At 58.4% G+C, this 18874-nt stretch carries 16 protein-coding genes, 4 tRNA genes and 1 riboswitch; of the genes, 1 reads left to right on the top strand and 19 read right to left on the bottom strand.

Annotated elements, in window-relative coordinates:
- Positions 1-98: 98 nt before the first annotated feature.
- From IE038_RS21845 to alaS, 7 genes are all read right to left on the bottom strand, one after another.
- Positions 99-175 (bottom strand) — tRNA-Arg (locus IE038_RS21845).
- Between the two features lie 77 nt (positions 176-252).
- Positions 253-329, bottom strand: a tRNA-Arg gene (locus IE038_RS21840).
- Between the two features lie 77 nt (positions 330-406).
- A tRNA-Arg gene (locus IE038_RS21835) sits at positions 407-483 on the bottom strand.
- A 108-nt stretch (positions 484-591) separates the two neighbouring features.
- Positions 592-682, bottom strand: a tRNA-Ser gene (locus IE038_RS21830).
- Positions 683-754: 72 nt separating this feature from the next.
- A complete protein-coding gene (gene csrA / locus IE038_RS21825) occupies positions 755-943 on the bottom strand; it encodes a carbon storage regulator CsrA (protein WP_009399024.1) in 189 nt (62 codons plus the stop codon).
- Positions 944-1128: 185 nt separating this feature from the next.
- On the bottom strand, positions 1129-2364 hold the full coding sequence (locus tag IE038_RS21820; RefSeq protein WP_189396268.1) for an aspartate kinase: 1236 nt from the start codon (positions 2362-2364) through the stop codon (positions 1129-1131).
- Between the two features lie 83 nt (positions 2365-2447).
- Positions 2448-5072: an alanine--tRNA ligase gene (alaS, locus tag IE038_RS21815; RefSeq protein ID WP_163938581.1), complete on the bottom strand. Its 2625-nt coding sequence runs from the start codon at positions 5070-5072 to the stop codon at positions 2448-2450.
- A 360-nt stretch (positions 5073-5432) separates the two neighbouring features.
- A riboswitch (FMN riboswitch) is annotated at positions 5433-5584 on the top strand.
- Positions 5585-5678: 94 nt separating this feature from the next.
- Here alaS and IE038_RS21810 point away from each other — a divergent pair.
- Positions 5679-6185 carry a 6,7-dimethyl-8-ribityllumazine synthase gene (locus IE038_RS21810; RefSeq protein WP_163938584.1) on the top strand — a complete coding sequence of 169 codons (507 nt, stop codon included), beginning with the start codon at positions 5679-5681 and terminating at the stop codon, positions 6183-6185.
- Between the two features lie 81 nt (positions 6186-6266).
- Here IE038_RS21810 and astE read toward each other — a convergent pair whose 3' ends face one another.
- The 12 genes from astE to IE038_RS21750 form a co-directional block, all read right to left on the bottom strand.
- A complete protein-coding gene (astE, locus tag IE038_RS21805; RefSeq protein ID WP_163938587.1) occupies positions 6267-7277 on the bottom strand; it encodes a succinylglutamate desuccinylase in 1011 nt (336 codons plus the stop codon).
- Positions 7278-7288: 11 nt separating this feature from the next.
- Positions 7289-7579, bottom strand: coding sequence for a topoisomerase II (locus tag IE038_RS21800; protein WP_065760747.1), 291 nt, complete (start codon positions 7577-7579; stop codon positions 7289-7291).
- A gap of 14 nt (positions 7580-7593) precedes the next feature.
- Entirely contained in the window at positions 7594-8943 is a 1350-nt protein-coding gene (astB, locus tag IE038_RS21795) for an N-succinylarginine dihydrolase (RefSeq protein ID WP_163938590.1), read from the bottom strand.
- Between the two features lie 24 nt (positions 8944-8967).
- Entirely contained in the window at positions 8968-10431 is a 1464-nt protein-coding gene (gene astD / locus IE038_RS21790; RefSeq protein WP_163938593.1) for a succinylglutamate-semialdehyde dehydrogenase, read from the bottom strand.
- Positions 10432-11457 carry an arginine N-succinyltransferase gene (gene astA / locus IE038_RS21785; RefSeq protein ID WP_163938596.1) on the bottom strand — a complete coding sequence of 342 codons (1026 nt, stop codon included), beginning with the start codon at positions 11455-11457 and terminating at the stop codon, positions 10432-10434.
- A 74-nt stretch (positions 11458-11531) separates the two neighbouring features.
- A complete protein-coding gene (gene aruF / locus IE038_RS21780) occupies positions 11532-12551 on the bottom strand; it encodes an arginine/ornithine succinyltransferase subunit alpha (protein WP_065760743.1) in 1020 nt (339 codons plus the stop codon).
- A gap of 125 nt (positions 12552-12676) precedes the next feature.
- Entirely contained in the window at positions 12677-13897 is a 1221-nt protein-coding gene (locus IE038_RS21775) for an aspartate aminotransferase family protein (protein WP_163938599.1), read from the bottom strand.
- A gap of 393 nt (positions 13898-14290) precedes the next feature.
- Positions 14291-15271, bottom strand: a complete 981-nt coding sequence (gene argR / locus IE038_RS21770; protein WP_163938602.1) for a transcriptional regulator ArgR — start codon at positions 15269-15271, stop codon at positions 14291-14293.
- A 107-nt stretch (positions 15272-15378) separates the two neighbouring features.
- Positions 15379-16143: an ABC transporter ATP-binding protein gene (locus IE038_RS21765; protein WP_163938605.1), complete on the bottom strand. Its 765-nt coding sequence runs from the start codon at positions 16141-16143 to the stop codon at positions 15379-15381.
- Between the two features lie 64 nt (positions 16144-16207).
- Positions 16208-16906, bottom strand: coding sequence for an ABC transporter permease (locus IE038_RS21760; protein ID WP_163938608.1), 699 nt, complete (start codon positions 16904-16906; stop codon positions 16208-16210).
- The gene (locus IE038_RS21755) at positions 16903-17592 is read right to left on the bottom strand and encodes an ABC transporter permease (RefSeq protein ID WP_189396267.1); all 690 of its coding nucleotides are present in this window, start codon (positions 17590-17592) and stop codon (positions 16903-16905) included. Before IE038_RS21755 ends, IE038_RS21760 begins: the two co-directional genes overlap by 4 nt.
- A gap of 90 nt (positions 17593-17682) precedes the next feature.
- Complete coding sequence (locus tag IE038_RS21750; RefSeq protein ID WP_189396266.1) at positions 17683-18471, bottom strand: ABC transporter substrate-binding protein; 789 nt, start codon at positions 18469-18471, stop codon at positions 17683-17685.
- Between the last annotated feature and the right edge of the window lie 403 nt (positions 18472-18874).

Genomic DNA, 18874 nt, shown 5'->3' with positions numbered 1-18874 from the left:
CATTCAGCCACCACAGCCAAACGGGTTGCGCTAACGCGCAACGCGCCATGCCTGGCGCACAACAAAAAGCCCGCATTAAATGCGGGCTTTCTGATATATGGTGCACTCAGGAGGATTCGAACCTCCGACCGCTCGGTTCGTAGCCGAGTACTCTATCCAGCTGAGCTATGAGTGCAGGTTGGTATTTTTTAACCAGGCTACCACTGGCTTTAATCTGAAACCGCTCAATCAACTTGAATCAGCTTCGGAATATGGTGCACTCAGGAGGATTCGAACCTCCGACCGCTCGGTTCGTAGCCGAGTACTCTATCCAGCTGAGCTATGAGTGCAGGTTGGTATTTTTTAACCAGGCTACCACTGGCTTTAATCTGAAACCGCTCAATCAACTTGAATCAGCTTCGGAATATGGTGCACTCAGGAGGATTCGAACCTCCGACCGCTCGGTTCGTAGCCGAGTACTCTATCCAGCTGAGCTATGAGTGCAGTATTCTTGCAGCGCATTATAGTTCGCTTAATCTTTTTTACAATCACTTTTCGTTTAAATTCAACGACTTAGCGATTCGCTCAGATTACAGCGCCCTACATGAATAATGGCGGAGAAGGGGGGATTCGAACCCCCGATACCCTTGTGAGGTATACTCCCTTAGCAGGGGAGCGCCTTCGGCCACTCGGCCACCTCTCCGCAACACGGGGCGTATAATAACCAGACCCTTCCCCGTTTGCAAACTCTTTTTTGAAAAAAAACTGAGAAAAATTAAAGGGTTGGTTCTTCGTCCTTCTCTTTCTTGATCCGAAGGTAGATTTCCTCACGGTGAACGGCCACTTCCTTGGGGGCATTCACGCCGATTCGCACTTGATTTCCTTTGACGCCGAGCACGGTCACGGTGATTTCGCCATCGCCAATGATCAGGCTCTCGGCGCACCGACGAGTCAGAATCAACATACCTTTCTCCTCACGCATTTCAGTTCAGGGATAACAGTCTGCAAAAAAAAGGGCTTCAGCCTACAACCGGGATGGGCTGCCGACCTACGCCTCAGTATTGACTAGCCCAAGTAAAAGGACAGATTTCTCACACCAGTCGAAAAACGAAGGGCGCGGCCATGCCGCGCCCTTTTTAGGCAGGAACCTTATTCACCCTGGCGGGCGGGGGCGTCCAGCTCGAAGGCCGTGTGCAATGCGCGCACAGCCAGCTCCAGGTACTTCTCTTCAATGACGACGGAAACCTTGATCTCGGAAGTGGAGATCATCTGAATGTTGATGCTCTCCTTTGCCAGCGCTTCGAACATACGACTGGCAACACCGGCATGCGAACGCATGCCAACGCCGACGATGGACACCTTGGCAATCTTGGTGTCACCGACCACTTCGCGAGCACCGATTTCACGGGCCGTGTTTTCCAGCACCTGCTGCGCCTTGGCATAGTCATTACGGTGCACAGTAAAGGTAAAGTCGGTGGTGTTATCGTGCGAGACGTTCTGCACGATCATGTCGACTTCAATGTTCGCCGCACTGATCGGACCGAGGATCTTGAAAGCAACGCCTGGAGTATCAGGTACGCCGCGAATGGTCAGCTTGGCTTCATCGCGATTGAAGGCGATGCCGGAAATGATCGGCTGTTCCATGGATTCCTCTTCATCAATAGTAATGAGGGTACCCGGACCCTCCTGAAAGCTGTGCAGCACGCGCAGCGGGACGTTGTACTTGCCGGCGAACTCGACGGCACGGATCTGCAGCACCTTGGAACCGAGGCTGGCCATTTCCAGCATCTCTTCGAAGGTGATCTTGTCCAGCCGCTGAGCCTGGGAAACCACACGCGGGTCGGTGGTGTAGACACCATCGACGTCGGTGTAGATCTGGCACTCATCAGCCTTCAATGCAGCCGCCAGGGCCACGCCAGTGGTATCGGAACCACCACGCCCAAGGGTGGTGATGTTGCCGTGCTCATCGACCCCCTGGAAACCAGCAACCACAACGACACGGCCGGCCTTGAGGTCGGCACGGATCTTCTGATCATCGATTTGCAGGATGCGCGCCTTGTTGTGCGCACTGTCGGTGAGGATCCGCACCTGGTTACCGGTGTAGGACACAGCAGGAATGCCACGTTTCATCAGCGCCATGGCCAACAGGGCAATGGTCACCTGCTCTCCAGTGGAAACAATCACGTCCAGTTCGCGTGGAACCGGCTGATCGCTGACCTGCTTGGCCAGGTCGATCAGGCGATTGGTTTCGCCGCTCATCGCCGACAGTACAACCACCAGGTCATCGCCAGCTTCGCGGAATTTCTTGACCTTTTCGGCAACCTGCTCGATTCGCTCGACTGTGCCGACCGAGGTACCGCCAAATTTCTGTACGATCAACGCCATTTCAAAGCCGCCTCAGCCCGTGAAGGGCACCCAATAAACAATCAATCAACAGCCCGCCACTAGACGGCGGGCCGCTTCGCGTCTTAGACGCCCTGCTCTACGAATGGCACCGTCAGGGCCAGTGCGCTGTCCAGCGCAGCAGCGTCGACACCGCCGCCTTGCGCCATGTCCGGACGCCCACCACCCTTGCCGCCCACCGCCGCAGCGGCTTGCTTCATCAAATCACCGGCTTTGAGTTGGCCAGTCAGGTCCTTGGTCACGCCAGCTACCAGCACGACCTTGTCCTCATAGACACTGCCGAGCAGGATCACTGCGCGGCCGAGTTTGTTCTTCAACTGATCGACCAGCGCCAACAACGCCTTGCCATCCTGGCCATCAAGGCGCGCAGCCAGCACCTTGACGTCCTTGACGTCGACGGCTGCGTTGGACAGATCGTCGCCCGCCGCACTGGCGGCCTTGGCCTGCAACTGCTCCAGTTGCTTTTCCAGTTGGCGATTTCGCTCCAGCACAGCCGAGAGCTTGTCGATCAGGTTGTCGCGACTGCCCTTGACCAGTTGCGCGGCTTCCTTGAGCTGCTCTTCGGCGGCGTTCAGGTAAGCCAGCGCCGCAGCACCGGTGACCGCTTCGATACGACGCACACCGGAGGCTACACCACCTTCGCTAATGATCTTGAGCAGGCCGATATCGCCGGTACGCTTTGCATGGATACCGCCGCACAGTTCGACGGAAAAATCGCCGCCCATGCTCAGTACCCGCACGCTGTCGCCATACTTTTCGCCGAACAGCGCCATGGCGCCCTTCTTCTTGGCGGTATCGATATCGGTCTCTTCGGTTTGCACTTCGGAGTTGTTGCGCACTTCGCGGTTGACGATGTCTTCCAACGCCTTGATCTGCTCAGGTTTGAGCGCCTCGAAGTGACTGAAGTCGAAACGCAGACGCTGGCTATCAACCAACGAACCTTTCTGCTGTACGTGATCGCCGAGTACCTGACGCAGCGCAGCGTGCAGCAAGTGCGTCGCGGAGTGGTTCAACGAGGTGGCATGCTGCACCTCGGCATCGACCCGTGCCTGGACCTTCTCGCCAACCTTCAGACTGCCGCTGGCAACCTGACCATGATGCAGGAACGCGCCACCCGTCTTGGTCGTATCACGCACATCGAAACGTACACCGCCAGCCTGCAGGTACCCGGTATCACCAACCTGGCCACCGGACTCGGCATAGAACGGGGTCGCATCCAAAATCACGACGCCCTGCTCGCCCTCACCCAACTGCTCAACCGCCTGGCCATCTTTATAAAGGGCCACGACAGTGGCATTGCCTTCGGTGGTGGTGTAACCGGTGAACGCTGTAGCGACATCAACCTTGACCAGGCTGTTGTAGTCCAGGCCGAAGGCGCTGGCAGAACGCGCACGCTCACGCTGCGCTTCCATTTCACGCTCGAAGCCAGCTTCATCGAGGGTCAGGTTACGCTCACGAGCGATATCACCCGTCAGGTCCATCGGGAACCCGTAGGTATCGTAGAGCTTGAACACTACGTCACCAGGTACCACGTTGCCCTTGAGTTCAGCCAGGTCCTGCTCGAGAATTTTCAGGCCTTGTTCGAGCGTCTTGGCAAATTGCTCTTCTTCAGCCTTGAGGACGCGCTCGATATGCGCCTGCTGTGCCTTCAATTCAGGGAAGGCTTCGCCCATCTCGGCCACCAGGGCAGCCACGATCTGGTAGAAGAAACTGCCCTTGGCGCCCAGCTTGTTGCCGTGACGGCAGGCGCGACGAATGATGCGCCGCAGCACATACCCACGACCTTCGTTGGACGGCAACACGCCGTCGGCGATCAGGAACCCGCAGGAACGAATATGGTCAGCTACGACCTTGAGCGAAGGCTGGGCGTCATTGCTGCACCCGATCGCCTTGGCCGAGGCAGCGAGCAGGCTCTGGAACAAGTCGATCTCATAGTTGGAGTGAACGTGCTGCATGACCGCACTGATCCGCTCCAGGCCCATACCGGTATCGACAGACGGAGCCGGCAACGGGTGCAGGACGCCATCGGCAGTACGGTTGAACTGCATGAACACGTTGTTCCAGATCTCGATGTAACGGTCGCCATCTTCTTCCGGCGAGCCGGGTGGGCCGCCCCAGATTTCCGGGCCGTGATCGTAGAAAATCTCGGTGCAAGGACCGCACGGGCCGGTATCGCCCATGGTCCAGAAGTTGTCGGATGCGTATGGCGCGCCCTTGTTGTCACCGATGCGAACCATCCGTTCAGCCGGCACCCCGACCTCTTTGGTCCAGATGTCATAGGCTTCGTCGTCGCTGGCGTAGACCGTCACCCACAGTTTTTCCTTGGGCAGGTTCAACCATTTTTCCGAGGTCAGGAAGTTCCAGGCAAAGGTGATGGCATCGCGCTTGAAGTAGTCACCAAAGCTGAAGTTCCCCAGCATTTCAAAGAACGTGTGGTGGCGCGCGGTATAGCCGACGTTTTCCAGGTCGTTGTGCTTGCCGCCGGCGCGAACGCACTTCTGGCTGCTGACCGCACGGGTATAGGCACGCTTTTCCTGGCCCAGGAAACAGTCCTTGAACTGGTTCATCCCGGCGTTGGTAAACAGCAGGGTCGGGTCGTTGCCCGGAATCAAAGAGCTGGAAGCGACACGGGTATGTCCTTGCTCTTCGAAGAAGCGAAGGAAGGCTTCACGGATTTCTGCGCTTTTCATAGGTTCTTCCACGGAAACGGCGGCCAGAGGCAAATGCTTGCGTCAAATTGACGAAACGACGGCAAAGGGCCGCATTATATCGGGCCTGAGGCCTGGGTACAGTGTGTTTATGCGATAGAAGCCGTCAATTGGACAACCTGTAACGGCAATGACAAACAAAAGCGGCAAAATTCCCTCCGCTAAGCGTGCCCGGGATGCTAAAGCCTGTTTTCCCCTACTGACAAGGCATTACGGAGGATGCACACGCCAATTGGCAAGGGTTCTCGGATGAAATGTCTTTCATCGGCGCCAATATCATTAGCAGGCTATACGTTTCCCTGAAAACTGTGCTAATAATCCGCTGCCGTCAGCCGCTGACGGCGACGTTCTCAGGGCGGGGTGCAATTCCCCACCGGCGGTAATTGCGCACACTGCGCATAGCCCGCGAGCGCTTGCAGATACCCCTGCAAGGTCAGCAGACCCGGTGTGATTCCGGGGCCGACGGTCATAGTCCGGATAAAGAGAGAACGGGATAGGCACCTGCGTGCCTGCGGCTGCATACCTGCACGCCGGCTATCCCTTTCGATCCAGATGCCCTGTTTCTCATACAAACAGGAGTCCGTTTTAATGCAACCCACTGCAATCGATAGCAAAAGCCATCCTCAAGAGCGAATTGCGTTCATTCAGGCCTGCTGGCACAAGGATATTGTCGACCAGGCACGCAAGGCCTTTGTCGAAGAGATGGGCAATCACGGCTATCAACCCGGCGACATTGACTTCTTTGAAGTGGGCGGCGCCTTTGAAATTCCGCTGCACGCCAAGCTGCTGGCCCGCACAGGCCGCTATGCCGGCATTGTGGCAGCCGGCCTGGTGGTCGATGGCGGCCTGTACCGCCATGAATTCGTGGCACAATCGGTGATCAGTGGATTGATGCAGGTTCAACTGGAAACCGAAGTACCCGTGTTCTCGGTGGTATTGACACCGCATCACTTCCACGCAGGCGACGAACACCAGACCTTCTACTTTGAGCACTTCCTGGTTAAGGGTGCCGAGGCCGCGAAGACCTGTGCCGACACCCTGCAGAAGCTGCGAGCACTGCGCCGCAACGAAGTGTCACAAAAACGCGCCGTGTAACCGCCACTCCACCCATACGCCGGCGCCCTTGTATGGGACCGGCGTTACACGCTACGGCATTACCTCAGCAGAGAAAATCGATCAGCCCAACTGATCCGGTGTGGTCGGCACAATCAGAATGCCCGCACGCAGACCATTCTTGACCTTGGGGTTTGGAAAAATGATGCGAGCGCCCTCCTCCTCAACAATCCAGCGTGTTTCAGCCAGATCCTCGGCCAGCAGATAGCCCTTGGAGAGTTCGGAAAAGTTTTCGATATCAGCAGGCAGGTGCAGGTGGAAGTTGTCGCTGTGCTTGATAATCTCGCGAGCAACGCTGAACAACTGCAAACCATCAAGCCGCTCGTCTTCCGCGCTCGGCTCATCGCCTTCGATGATGCGCTTGAGACGCTCCTCCAGCAGCAGCAGGTTCACCTGCTGGTTTTGACCAAACGGTCGAGCCTTGCCCAGCTCCAGCGTGAATGCTTCGGCATCCAGTTGTTCGTAGGTGTAGGCCGTGAACGTAATCGACGCCTTGCTTTGCAACAATACGGCCTCCATCCCCGCAGCGCGCAAGCGTGCCAACTCTCGACGCGAGTGCTGACGCCCCTCCTTGAAGGGATACAGTGCAAACTGCTCGATCTTCGAGCCACGTATTGCGGTGTGCAGGTCGTAATGCAAGCGCATACGTCCCGGCACACTGAAGAAGGTAGCCGCCAAACGCTCAAGCTCGCCGGCACGCAGTGCTTCCGTGCCACTGGACAACTCATGGCGCCCATTGAACAGGCGATTGACGTCCTGCTCGATGTAACGCTCGCCTCGACGAATGGCTTCGGGGTTGCCAAACAGGAACAGCATCCGTGCACGCGGCTTGATATCGCCACGGGCAATGCCATGCAGCAACTCATCGAGCAACTCGATGGGGGCTGTTTCGTTGCCATGGATACCGGCTGACAGCAACAGGTCCATGCCATTGTCGCGAGCCTCGGGAGGGCGCACTTCCAGTGCGCCTTCGCCGAGCCAGCGCATGCGCACGCCTTCGACAGTCATCTGAGTCTTCTCCGCCGGTTCACGACCGGCGAGGGTCAGGTCGAGCAGTTTGCCGAGGGCGAGCATGGGCCTTGTCCTTAGTGATGGTGTCCGCAGTCTGGGCCGTGGACGTGATCGTCGTCTTCACCGGCATCGGCCGGTTCCATTTCCAGCTGCAGGCTGACCAGGTTGGTGGCCAGCGGGCGCAGCAGCAGGTTGGCATACTCGGCGTCGTCTTCTTCGACGTCGACGCCAATCAGCAGCTGGCCGCGGCCATCCTGCTGAATCCATACCTCCTTGCCTTGCCAGACCACCGCGAAGCGGGTGCAGGAGGTTTCCAGCTGAGTGCCGTCATCATCTTCGAGGATCAGCTGCAGGGCGTCGGACATAGTCGAATTCTCTCTCAAGGTTCAAGTTGGAATGGATAGACCGAGCCCAGTTTCAGAATCTGGGTCAGCTCATCCAACGCCGTACGGCACTCCACCAACAACTGCGGGTCGGCCAGATCGCTTTCGCTCAAGCGGTCGCGGTAATGCTTGTCCACCCACTGAATCAGCGTGTCGTACAGCGGCGCCGTCATGATAACGCCTGGATTGACCGCCGCCAGCTCCGTTTCGTTGAGGGCGACGCGCAAGCGCAGGCAAGCCGGCCCGCCACCGTTCTGCATGCTCTGCTTGAGGTCGAACACCTTGACCTCTGCCACCGGGCCGCCCTGGCGGGTCAGCGCCGACAGGTACGCCCAGACGCGCTCGTTGTTGCGGCACTCTTCGGGCACGATCAGCAGCATCGAGCCATCGGCACGCGACAGCAACTGACTGTTGAACAAGTACGAGCGCACTGCATCTTCAACAGACACTTGTGCACGCGGCACACAGATACTCTTGAAGTTACCGCCCCGCTTAGCCAGTTTAGCTTGCAGTTCGGCGAGCATCACGTCGGTGCCCAGAAAGGCGTCCTCGTGATAGAACAGCACCTCACCATTACCCACTGCGATCACATCGTTGTGGAACACACCCTGATCGATCACCGCTGGATTCTGCTGAGCGTAGACCACACCCGCTTCACTCAGGCCATGAAGACGGGCAACCGCTTGCGAAGCCTCAAGGGTTTGACGCGCTGGGTACTTCTGCGGTGCCGGGAAGCGGGTATCGAAGGCACTGCGACCGAAGACGAAGAATTCGACACCTGCCTCGCCGTAACTGCGGCAAAAGCGGGTATGGTTGGCCGCACCTTCATCGCCGAATTGGCTGACGGCCGGCAACGCAGCGTGATGCGCGAAGTGCCGTTGATCAGCAAACATGGCTCCCAGTACCCGACTGGTCGTGGGGTGCTCAATGCTGCGGTGGTACTTGCAGTTGAGGTTCGCTGCAGTGAAATGCACGCGACCATCGGCGGTGTCGGCACTCGGGCTGACAGTCGCAGCATTGGCAACCCACATGCTCGAAGCGGAGCACGATGCCACTAGCAACGGCATTGCTTCTTTCGCGGCGCGCGCGATTACCTGGGCATCAGTCCCGGTAAACCCCAACTGACGCAGTGCGGCCACATCCGGACGCTCCTGCGGTGCCAAAACGCCCTGTGTGAAGCCCATGTCCATCAGGGCCTTCATCTTCGCCAGCCCTTGACGGGCTGCCTCGCGAGGGCTGGAAGCCTGCTGGCTGTTGCTCTGCGACGCGACGTTGCCGTAGGACAGCCCGCCATAGTTATGCGTCGGGCCAACCAGACCATCAAAATTCACTTCAAAGGATTTCATCGGCAAGACTCCGTGGACCTGTTGTTATAGGGAGACGCCGGGCGTCAGGGTTGCAGGCAGGCTCAGGCTGGCGGTCTCCAGCGAAGCCACCGGGTAAGCGCAATAGTCGGCCGCATAGTAGGCGCTGGCACGGTGGTTGCCACTGGCACCCACGCCACCAAACGGTGCGCTGCTGGCTGCGCCGGTCAATTGTTTGTTCCAGTTGACAATGCCCGCACGACTTTCCAGCCAGAATTGCTGGTAGCGCGCTTCGGAGTCCGACAGCAACCCGGCTGCCAACCCATATTGGGTGTTGTTGGCTTCGGAGATGGCGGCATCAAAGTCGGCATAGCGAATGACTTGCAACAGCGGCCCAAAGAACTCTTCGTCAGGACGATTGGCCACCGACGTCACATCGACAATCCCCGGCGTCAACAACGCCGCATTGGGTTGTGGCTGAGTCATTTCCAGCAGCGACACCGCACCGTTAGCCCGTAACTGGGCTTGTGCATCAAGCAACGCCTTGGCGGCGCCCAGGGAAATCACCGAACCCATGAACGGTGCAGGCTGTTGGTCGAACGCCCCCACCGAAATGGTTTTGCAAACGGCCACCAGGCGTGTCAGCAGCGCATCACCCCACGCACCTTGTGGCACCAGCAAGCGACGGGCACAGGTACAGCGCTGCCCCGCAGAGATGAACGCGGACTGGATGATGGTGTACACCGCAGCGTCCAGATCTTGTACCTGATCGACCACCAGCGGGTTGTTCCCCCCCATCTCCAGAGCAAGAATCTTGTCCGGGCGACCGGCAAACTGTTGATGCAAAAGGTTGCCGGTTCGGCTGGAGCCAGTGAAGAACAAACCATCGATACCCGGATTGGCCGCCAGCGCAACACCGGTTTCCCGAGCGCCCTGAACCAGGTTCAATACACCCACTGGCAGCCCGGCCTCAATCCAGCACTTGACGGTCAGTTCGGCCACTTTTGGGGTCAGCTCGCTGGGCTTGAACACCACGGTGTTACCCGCCAACAGTGCTGGCACGATGTGCCCATTTGGCAGGTGCCCCGGGAAGTTGTAAGGGCCAAACACCGCTACCACACCATGAGGCTTGTGCCGCAGCACGGCTGTGGCATCGGCCAGCGGGCCACTTTTTTCGCCCGTGCGCTCACGGTAGCTCTGCACCGAGATGGCAACCTTGTTGACCATGCTGGTCACTTCGGTGGTGGCCTCCCAGAGCGGTTTTCCGGTTTCCTCTCCGATGCAACGAGCCAACTCGTCGGCGTTGGCCTTCAAGCGCGCGGCAAAGGCCTCAAGTACTGCAATACGGGCATCCAGCGATTGCCGGGCCCAGCCGGGAAACGCCTGGCGCGCCGCCTTGACGGCCTCGCCCACTTGCTCGGCGGTAGCGCCCTGACCTTTCCAGATGACGTGCTGAGTAACCGGATTGTGCGACTCCAGGGCCTCGCCCTGACCGGCCAACCATGCGCCAGCAATATAGTGGGTCGTCATTTACTGGGCCTCCCGGGCGGACAAGGGTACGGCGCGGACCTGATCGCCAGCGCTCAAGCGCAAGCGCTTCGCAGTTTGTGGATCGACCACCAGGGTACCGGCGGCCAAACGAGCAGGCGCTGCTGCAATACGGCAGTCCTCACGCTTGCGGTTGTGGATGATGTATGGGGTGGCGTCGTCACCGGGCGTACCCACCGCCAGCACAAGCGCCTGGCTGTCATGCACCGCACGGATCTTGCGGGTCTCGCATTCGATGGCCGGGCCCGCGTCAAAGATGTCGACATAACCCTGATAGCTGAAACCTTCGCCCTTGAGCATGGCCAGCGCAGGCTCGGTGTCGGTGTGCACACGACCGATGACGTTGCGCGCGGCTTCAGAAAGGAAACAGGTATAGAGCGGGAACTTGGGCATCAGCTCGGCAATGAACGCTTTGTTGCCTACACCCGTCAGGTAATCAGCCTGACTGAACTCCATTTTGAAGAAATGTCGCCCGAGACTCTCCCAGAAAGGCGAACGACCATTGACGTCGGACATCCCCCGCATCTCGGCAATGATCTTGTTACCGAACAGCTCCGGGAACTCGGCAATGAACAACAGCCGCGCCTTGGACAACAGACGGCCATTCAGGCCAGTACGGTAATCACTACGCAAGAACAGCGAGCACAGCTCAGAGTTGCCGGTCAGGTCATTAGCCAGGAACAGCGTCGGGATTTCCCGGTAGATGTTCAGCTCCTGGGAGGCGCTGACGGTAAGGCCGACCCGGTAGTTATACCAAGGCTCGCGCAGGCCGACGGCCCCGGCGACAGCCGAAATGCCGACCACCTCACCCGCATCGTCCTCCAACGCGAACAGGTAGTCCGCGTCGCCCCGCTCGGCTTCACCACGGAAGGTTTTTTCAGCCCAACCCACCCGGTGCGCCAATCGCTCTTCGTTGGCCGGCAACGTCGTGAGGCCTGTGGTACCGGTGCTGCGCGCAAGTTCAATCAGCGCAGGTAAATCGCTGCTGCGTACGGGACGAACGATCATGCTATCTCCTCGGGCGGCGGCCTAAGGCCCGCCGCAAAACTCGACCTGGATACTCGGTTTTCAAACCGCAGGCATCAAACCGCAACCAGGCGCACGCTGGCGCCCTCACCAACACCCAGGGCATCGGCCGCTTCAAACGTCAGGCTCACTGGCTTGCCAGGCACCCAGTCCAGTTCCAGCAACACAGCGCGGTAATCCTGCAACTGTCCGTTGGAAACCAGATAAGGACGCCCGCCCTTGGCCACCTGCTCTTCGATACGCACGGGTACCACACGGCTTTGGGCGATCGAACGGATACCCGAAACCCGCGCATGCAAGGTCGGGCCGCCGTCGAAAATGTCGATGTAGTGATCGGTTTCAAACCCTTCGCGCATCAAGATGTCGAAGGTGATTTGCGCACGCGGGTGAACCTGACCCATCGCCTCTTGCGCGGCGTCCGGCAACAGCGGCACATAGATCGGGTAATGCGGCATCAGCTCAGCCAGGAACGTCCGGCTCTTCAAGCCGCACAGGCGTTCGGCCTCGGCATAGTTGAGGTCGAAAAAATTACGCCCAATGGCGTCCCAGAATGGGGAGTCGCCCTGTTCATCGCTGTAGCCGACGATCTCGGTAACCACCGAATCAGCGAAACGTTCAGGGTGAGAGGCCATGAACAACAGGCGTCCGCGCGAATTCAACTCGGACCAACCCGTTCCCACCAACTCCGGCAGTACATAGAAACTGGTCAACAGGCTGTTACCGGTCAGGTCATGACACTGCGACAGCACGTGAATCTTGTTGTGGATCTTCAGTTCACGCGAGGCGTGGACAAAGGTCTCGTTACGAAAGCTGTAGAACGGCTCTGAATAGCCCGCCGATGCCACAATCGCCGAACAACCGGCCAACTTGCCGGTGGCAGTGTCCTCCAGCACAAAAAAGTAGCTCTCTTCGCCATTGAAGCTGACTTCAGCAGCAAACGAGGTCTCAGAGGCGGCAATCTTGTCGCTCAAGCGTGCGGCATCGTCCGGCAGGGACGTGACACCAATGGGACTGTCGGCAGCCAGACGCTGTACTTCGCCTAGATCAGCCATTTGCGCGGGGCGCATCACCAGCATGGTGTCACTCCTTTTCGGGGAAAACAGGCCGACAGCCGTCGGCGAGAAAAAAGCAGCGCGTGCAAGGTGCACAAGCCGCGGAAATCAGTTTCGCTGGCCACCAGGGGCCAGCGAACAGAGGACAATCAGCCCTGGGTCAGCTTGGCAACAGCACGCTCGAAGCGGTCGAGGCCCGCATCGATGTCGGCATCCTCGATCACCAGGCTTGGGGCGAAACGCACCACGTCAGGACCGGCTTGCAGAATCATCAGGTCTTCTTTTTCGGCCGCGTTGAACACGTCCTTGGCCTTGCCTTTCCAGGCTTCGGACAACACGCAACCCAGCAGCAGGCCCAGCCCACGGACTTCACTGAAAATGCCGTACTGCTGGCCGATCTTCTCCAGACGCGCCTTGAAGCGATCAGACTTGGCTTTGACGCCGCCCAGCACTTCAGGCGTGTTGATGATATCGATGACCGCATTACCGACTGCGCAGGCCAACGGGTTACCACCGTAGGTAGTGCCGTGGGTACCGACAGCCAGGTGCTTGGCCAGCTCTTCGGTCGTCAGCATGGCGCCGATCGGGAAACCGCCGCCCAGGCTTTTGGCACTGGAAAGGATGTCCGGGGTAACGCCGTAGTGCATGTAGGCAAACAGCTCGCCGGTGCGGCCCATGCCGGTCTGCACTTCATCGAATACCAGCAGTGCGTTGTACTTGTCGCACAGCTCGCGGGCACCTTGCAGGTAAGCCTTGTCAGCCGGCAACACACCGCCCTCGCCCTGCACGGGTTCGATGACGACAGCGCAGGTCTTGTCGGAAATTTGCGCCTTCAGGGCTTCCAGATCGTTGTACGGCACGTGGCTGATACCCGTGATCTTCGGCCCGAAACCATCGGAATACTTCGGCTGACCACCCACACTCACGGTGAACAGGGTACGGCCATGGAAGCTGTTCACGGTCGCGATGATTTCGTTCTTTTCAGGACCGAAACGATCATGCGCAACGCGGCGTGCCAGCTTGAATGCCGCTTCGTTGGCCTCAGCACCGGAGTTGCAGAAGAAAGCACGGTCGGCAAAGGTCGCATCGACCAGCTTGCGCGCCAGACGCAGGGCCGGTTCGTTGGTGAAGACGTTGGACACGTGCCACAGCTTCTGCGCTTGCTCGGTCAGTGCAGCAACCAGCGCAGGGTGGGCATGCCCCAGGACGTTCACGGCAATACCGCCTGCGAAATCGATCAGCTCGCGGCCCGCCTGGTCCCAGACTCGGGAGCCCGCGCCGCGTACGGGAATGAAACCCGCCGGTGCATAGTTGGGAACCATTACCTGGTCGAAATCGGCGCGTTGCACCGGAGCTTGCTCAACGGACATCGGAGTCTCCTGAAGAGGAACGCCTGCCTGAAACTGGCGAGCGATGGGGGGATTGTAAGGAGAGATTGGCGCCTGTCCTTGCCGCCAAGCGACAACTTCTTATAGCGCCAAACCCTGTTTTAACAAGGCTTTCGGCAATGCGACAAATAGGGTCGCAAAGGCGCAGTTTAAACGGTGCGGGGTATCGACGGGGAGATTCCGCACCCAGGGCAGGTGCAGAAATTTTCGGGCGTGCGAATCACCCCAAAAACCTGTTTGACGGGAGCCGGCCCAAGCCGGAAATCCAGGCACAGCTGCCTTGGACAGTTGATGGCACTGGGCAGACACTGCAGCCCCATGCTTGTCGCCCTGCAGCGGTATCAACTGCGCCCCTCGCGAGGCGACCTGGCTGGATCAGCCGCGCTCGGCGGGTACGGATGAAAGCTCGAACGGGCTGCTGCTGCGGCGCTGGTTACGATCTTCACGCGGCGTTGCGCCAAAGAAGTTGCGGTAGGCACTGGAAAAATGTGGCCCGGAGGAGAAACCGCACGAAAGGCCGATCTGGATGATCGACTTGCTGGTCTGCATAAGCATCTGCCGCGCCTTGTTCAGGCGCAACTCCAGGTAGTACTGGCTCGGCACACGGTTCAGGTACTGTTTGAAGATGCGCTCCAACTGACGACGAGAGACACACACATGCTGAGCAATTTCGTCAGTGGTCAGCGGCTCTTCAATGTTGGCCTCCATCAACAGCACCGCCTGGGTCAGCTTTGGATGGCTGGATCCCAATCGATTCTGAAGCGGAATACGCTGACGCTCGCCACCCTCACGGATACGCTCGACCACCAACTCTTCGGACACCGCGCCCGCCAACTCCGCACCATGATCACGAGCCAGCACCGCCAGCAGCAGGTCCACGACAGACATGCCACCACACGCGGTCAGGCGGTCACGATCCCAATCAAACAGGTGGCTGGTCGCAATCGCCTTGGGGAAGCGCTCAGTGAAATCATCCTGCCAGCGCCAATGGACCGCAGCGCGATAACCATCGAGCAAGCCCAGCATGGCCAACGGGTAGATACCGGCCGAAAGACCACCGACCACACACCCCGCACGCACCAGTTGCTTGAGCGCGCTCCCCAGCGCCGAGTTGATAGCCTGAGGCGGCTCGTCTGCCAGCAAAAAGAGCTTGTGACAACCCTCCAAGCGCCCTGCCCAAGGCTCACCCGGCAGACGCCAGGCACCCTCGCCAGGTGCTTCCGCCTGCAGGAACCGCAACTCGTAAACCACCTCAGGATGCACCTTTTGGGCAACCTGCAAGACCTCCTCAGCCAGCGCCAGGGTCAGGGCCTTGGTGCTGGGCCAAATGAGAAAAGCAATGCGCTGGGTGGTCATAAAGGACGATCCGAAACCTTGGGTGAGACAAAGGTCAAGCTGCAACCGACACGCAGCATGACCTGTTTTGGTGCAAAGCGGCAGCCCTGCGTAGCCTCATTGGCAGATTATTTCAGGCTACCTGCCAGGAACTGCTGCAAACGCTCAGACCGCGGATTGACCAGCACTTCGCGCGGATCACCACACTCTTCCACCAACCCTTTGTGCAGGAACACCAACTGATTGGACACCTCACGGGCAAAGCCCATTTCGTGCGTCACCACGACCATGGTCCGGCCTTCCTGGGCCAACGACTGCATCACCTTCAACACATCACCCACCAACTCAGGGTCAAGCGCGGAGGTAGGCTCATCGAACAGCATAACCTCTGGCTCCATGGCCAGCGCACGTGCGATCGCCACACGCTGCTGCTCGCCACCGGACATATGTCCAGGGTAGGCGTCCTTACGATGGGCAACCCCTACCTTGGCCAGGTAATGCTCCGCCTTCTCCAGCGCATCCTTCTTGGACATACCCAGCACATGCACGGGTGCCTCGATGATGTTCTCCAACGCCGTCATGTGCGACCACAGGTTGAAATGCTGGAACACCATCGACAGGCGTGAACGCATACGCTGCAGCTGTTTCGGGTCGGCAGCCTTGAGCGCGCCATCCTTGTTCGGCACCAGCTTGAGCTCTTCATTGTTGAGCAGGATCTTGCCGGCATGCGGCTGCTCCAGCAGGTTGATACAGCGCAGGAACGTACTTTTGCCCGAGCCGCTGGAACCAATGATGCTGATTACATCGCCCGCCTTGGCGGCAAGCGATACGCCCTTGAGCACTTCGTGACTGCCGTAACGTTTATGCAGATCTTGGACTTCGAGTTTGTACATGCTGTCGGCTCTCAAAAAACGGTCTGTCATGAGCAAATGCCCGGGGCGAAAAATGCCGCAGGCCTCAGCCCTTGCGCGGCGCCAGATAGCCAAGCCAGCGGCGTTCGGCCATCTTGAACAGGCGGACCAGGATAAAGGTCATGCACAGGTAGAACACGCCGGCGGTAATGTAAGCCTCGAACGGCAGGTAAAACTGGGCATTGACGGTCCGGGCGGCACCGGTGATATCAATCAGGGTAACAATGGATGCCAGACTGGTGGTCTGCAGCATCATGATCACCTCGTTGCTGTACTGCGGCAGCGCACGGCGCAGTGCCGACGGCAAGAGAATTCGCCGGTACATCTTGATCCGTGACATCCCCACAGCCTTGGCTGCCTCGATTTCCCCGTGAGGGGTAGCTTTCAAGCTGCCAGCAATGATTTCCGCGGTATAGGCGCTGGTGTTGATGGCAAAGGCCAGGCACGCACAGAAGGTCGCACTGGACAGCCACGGCCAGAGGAAACTCTCGCGCACCACCTCAAACTGAGCCAGGCCGTAGTAGATCAGGAACAACTGCACCAGCATTGGCGTGCCCCGAATCACATAGGTGTACAACCAGGCAAGCAGGTTGACCAACGGCTGCTTGGAAACCCGCATCAACCCCAGCGGAATAGACACCAGCAGACCGAAGAACAGCGACAGGGCGAGCAACTTGAGCGTGGTCAGCAAACCGCTCATGTACAGTGGCAGAGCATCCCAAATGACGTTGTAGTCGAAGATCATAGTTCAGCCGCCTTTACGCCAACCGAGTAGCGTTTTTCCAGATGACGCAGCGCCAACAGCGAGACACTGGTAATCACCAGATACAACGCTGCAACCGCCAGGAAGAAGGTGAAGGGTTCGCGGGTAGCATCAGCTGCCTGCTTGGCCTTGAACATCATGTCCTGCAAACCGACTACGGAAATCAACGCCGTAGCCTTGGTCAGTACCAACCAGTTGTTGGTGAAGCCCGGAATGGCCAGCCGAATCATCTGCGGGACCATCACCCGGAAGAAAATCTGCACACTGCTCATGCCGTAGGCCATGCCGGCCTCAGCCTGCCCCTTGGGAATCGCCATGAACGCCCCCCGGAACGTTTCCGAGAGGTAGGCGCCAAAAATGAAGCCCAGGGTACCGACACCCGCAACCAGCGGGTTCAGGTCAATGTAATCGTCGTAACCCAGCAGTGGCGCGACACGGTTGAGCAGGTCCTGGCCACCGTAAAAAATCAGCAGGATCAGCACCAGATCGGGAATCCCACGGATCACCGTGGCATACAGATCGCCCAACCACGCCAACCAGCGCACCGGCGACAGCCGCAATGCCACGCCAATCAGGCCGAGTACAATGGCCAGGGCCATTGACGACAGGGCAAGCTGTAGCGTCAGCCATGCTCCGTCGAGTATGACTGCCCCGTAGCCTTTCAACATGATGAGGTCCTCGACCTTAGGGATGAAAAAATGGTGCAAACCTCAGAGCTTCTGCTGCTTGCACCATTACACAGGTGAAACTTCGACGACTTACTTCGCGGTCTCTGGACCGTAGATGTCGAAGTTGAAGTACTTGTCCTGGATCTGCTTGTACGTGCCATTGGCACGAATGGCCGTGATGGCCGCATTGATACGCTCCAGATTAGCCTTGTCGCCCTTGCGCACGGCAATGCCGATACCGTCGCCAAAGTACTTGGCATCCGTGAAGGCCGGACCGACGAAACTGTAGCCCTTGCCTGCATCGGTCTTCAGGAAACCATCTTCCAAGAGCGTAGCATCGGCCACGGTGCCATCGAGACGACCAGCAGCGACGTCCAGGTAGATTTCGTTCTGGGTACCGTAAGGGACAATTTCTGCCCCTTTCGGTGCAAAGACTTCCTTGGCAAAGCGGTCGTGAATCGAACCACGCTGAACGCCAATCTTCTTGCCCTTCAGCTCATCCAGGCTTTCACTGACCTGAGCACCTGATTTCATGACCAGGCGCGCTGGCGTCAAGTAGTACTTGTCGCTGAAATCAACCGACTTCTTGCGATCTTCAGTAATCGACATGGACGACAGAATCGCGTCGATCTTGCGCACTTTCAATGCAGGGATCAGACCATCGAACTCCTGTTCGACCCATACACACTTGACCTTCATCTCTTCGCACAGGGCGTTGCCGATGTCGTAGTCAAAGCCAACGATTTTGCCGTCCGGCGCTTTCGAGGCGAAGGGTGGGTAGGCGGCCTCGATACCAATTTTCAACGGCTTCTCATCAGCCAGCGATGCCAGGGAAAACACAGACAGCGCCAGTGCGCCAAGCAGTGCGAGTTTCTTCATCTGAGAACTCCATCGGTACAGGGCAATATGAGGCAGGAGGAACGACTGCCCAATATGCGAATGGGTACAACGCAGAAGCTGCGCGGGCCTCGACAGGCAGTCGAAGCAACACGAGCAAGTGATTGGCATTTTAGCGACAGCCCCGAAGCCGATATTTCTTCAATGCGACAACTAGTTACAGAAGCGCCAGAAGCCCGGACCCGAGATATTGACAGCCTTCACAGAATATGCAAAAGCGAAAGACAAATAACCTATCAACCAAGCAATAACCGGGCCCATTATTCGCAAACCCTTCTAATCCGGCAAGCACAGCGTGACGACATACTGTTTCACCCCGGAGAAAAGCCTCAAAAAATGGCATGAGCGTTTCTCTTTGCCCCGCTTATAGGCAGGCACGGTGACA

The sequence above is a fragment of the Pseudomonas laurentiana genome (genome assembly GCF_014648275.1).
GTDB lineage: Bacteria > Pseudomonadota > Gammaproteobacteria > Pseudomonadales > Pseudomonadaceae > Aquipseudomonas > Aquipseudomonas laurentiana.
The sequence above is the reverse complement of the archived record's forward strand: the minus strand, read 5'-3'. Positions and strand labels throughout refer to the sequence as shown.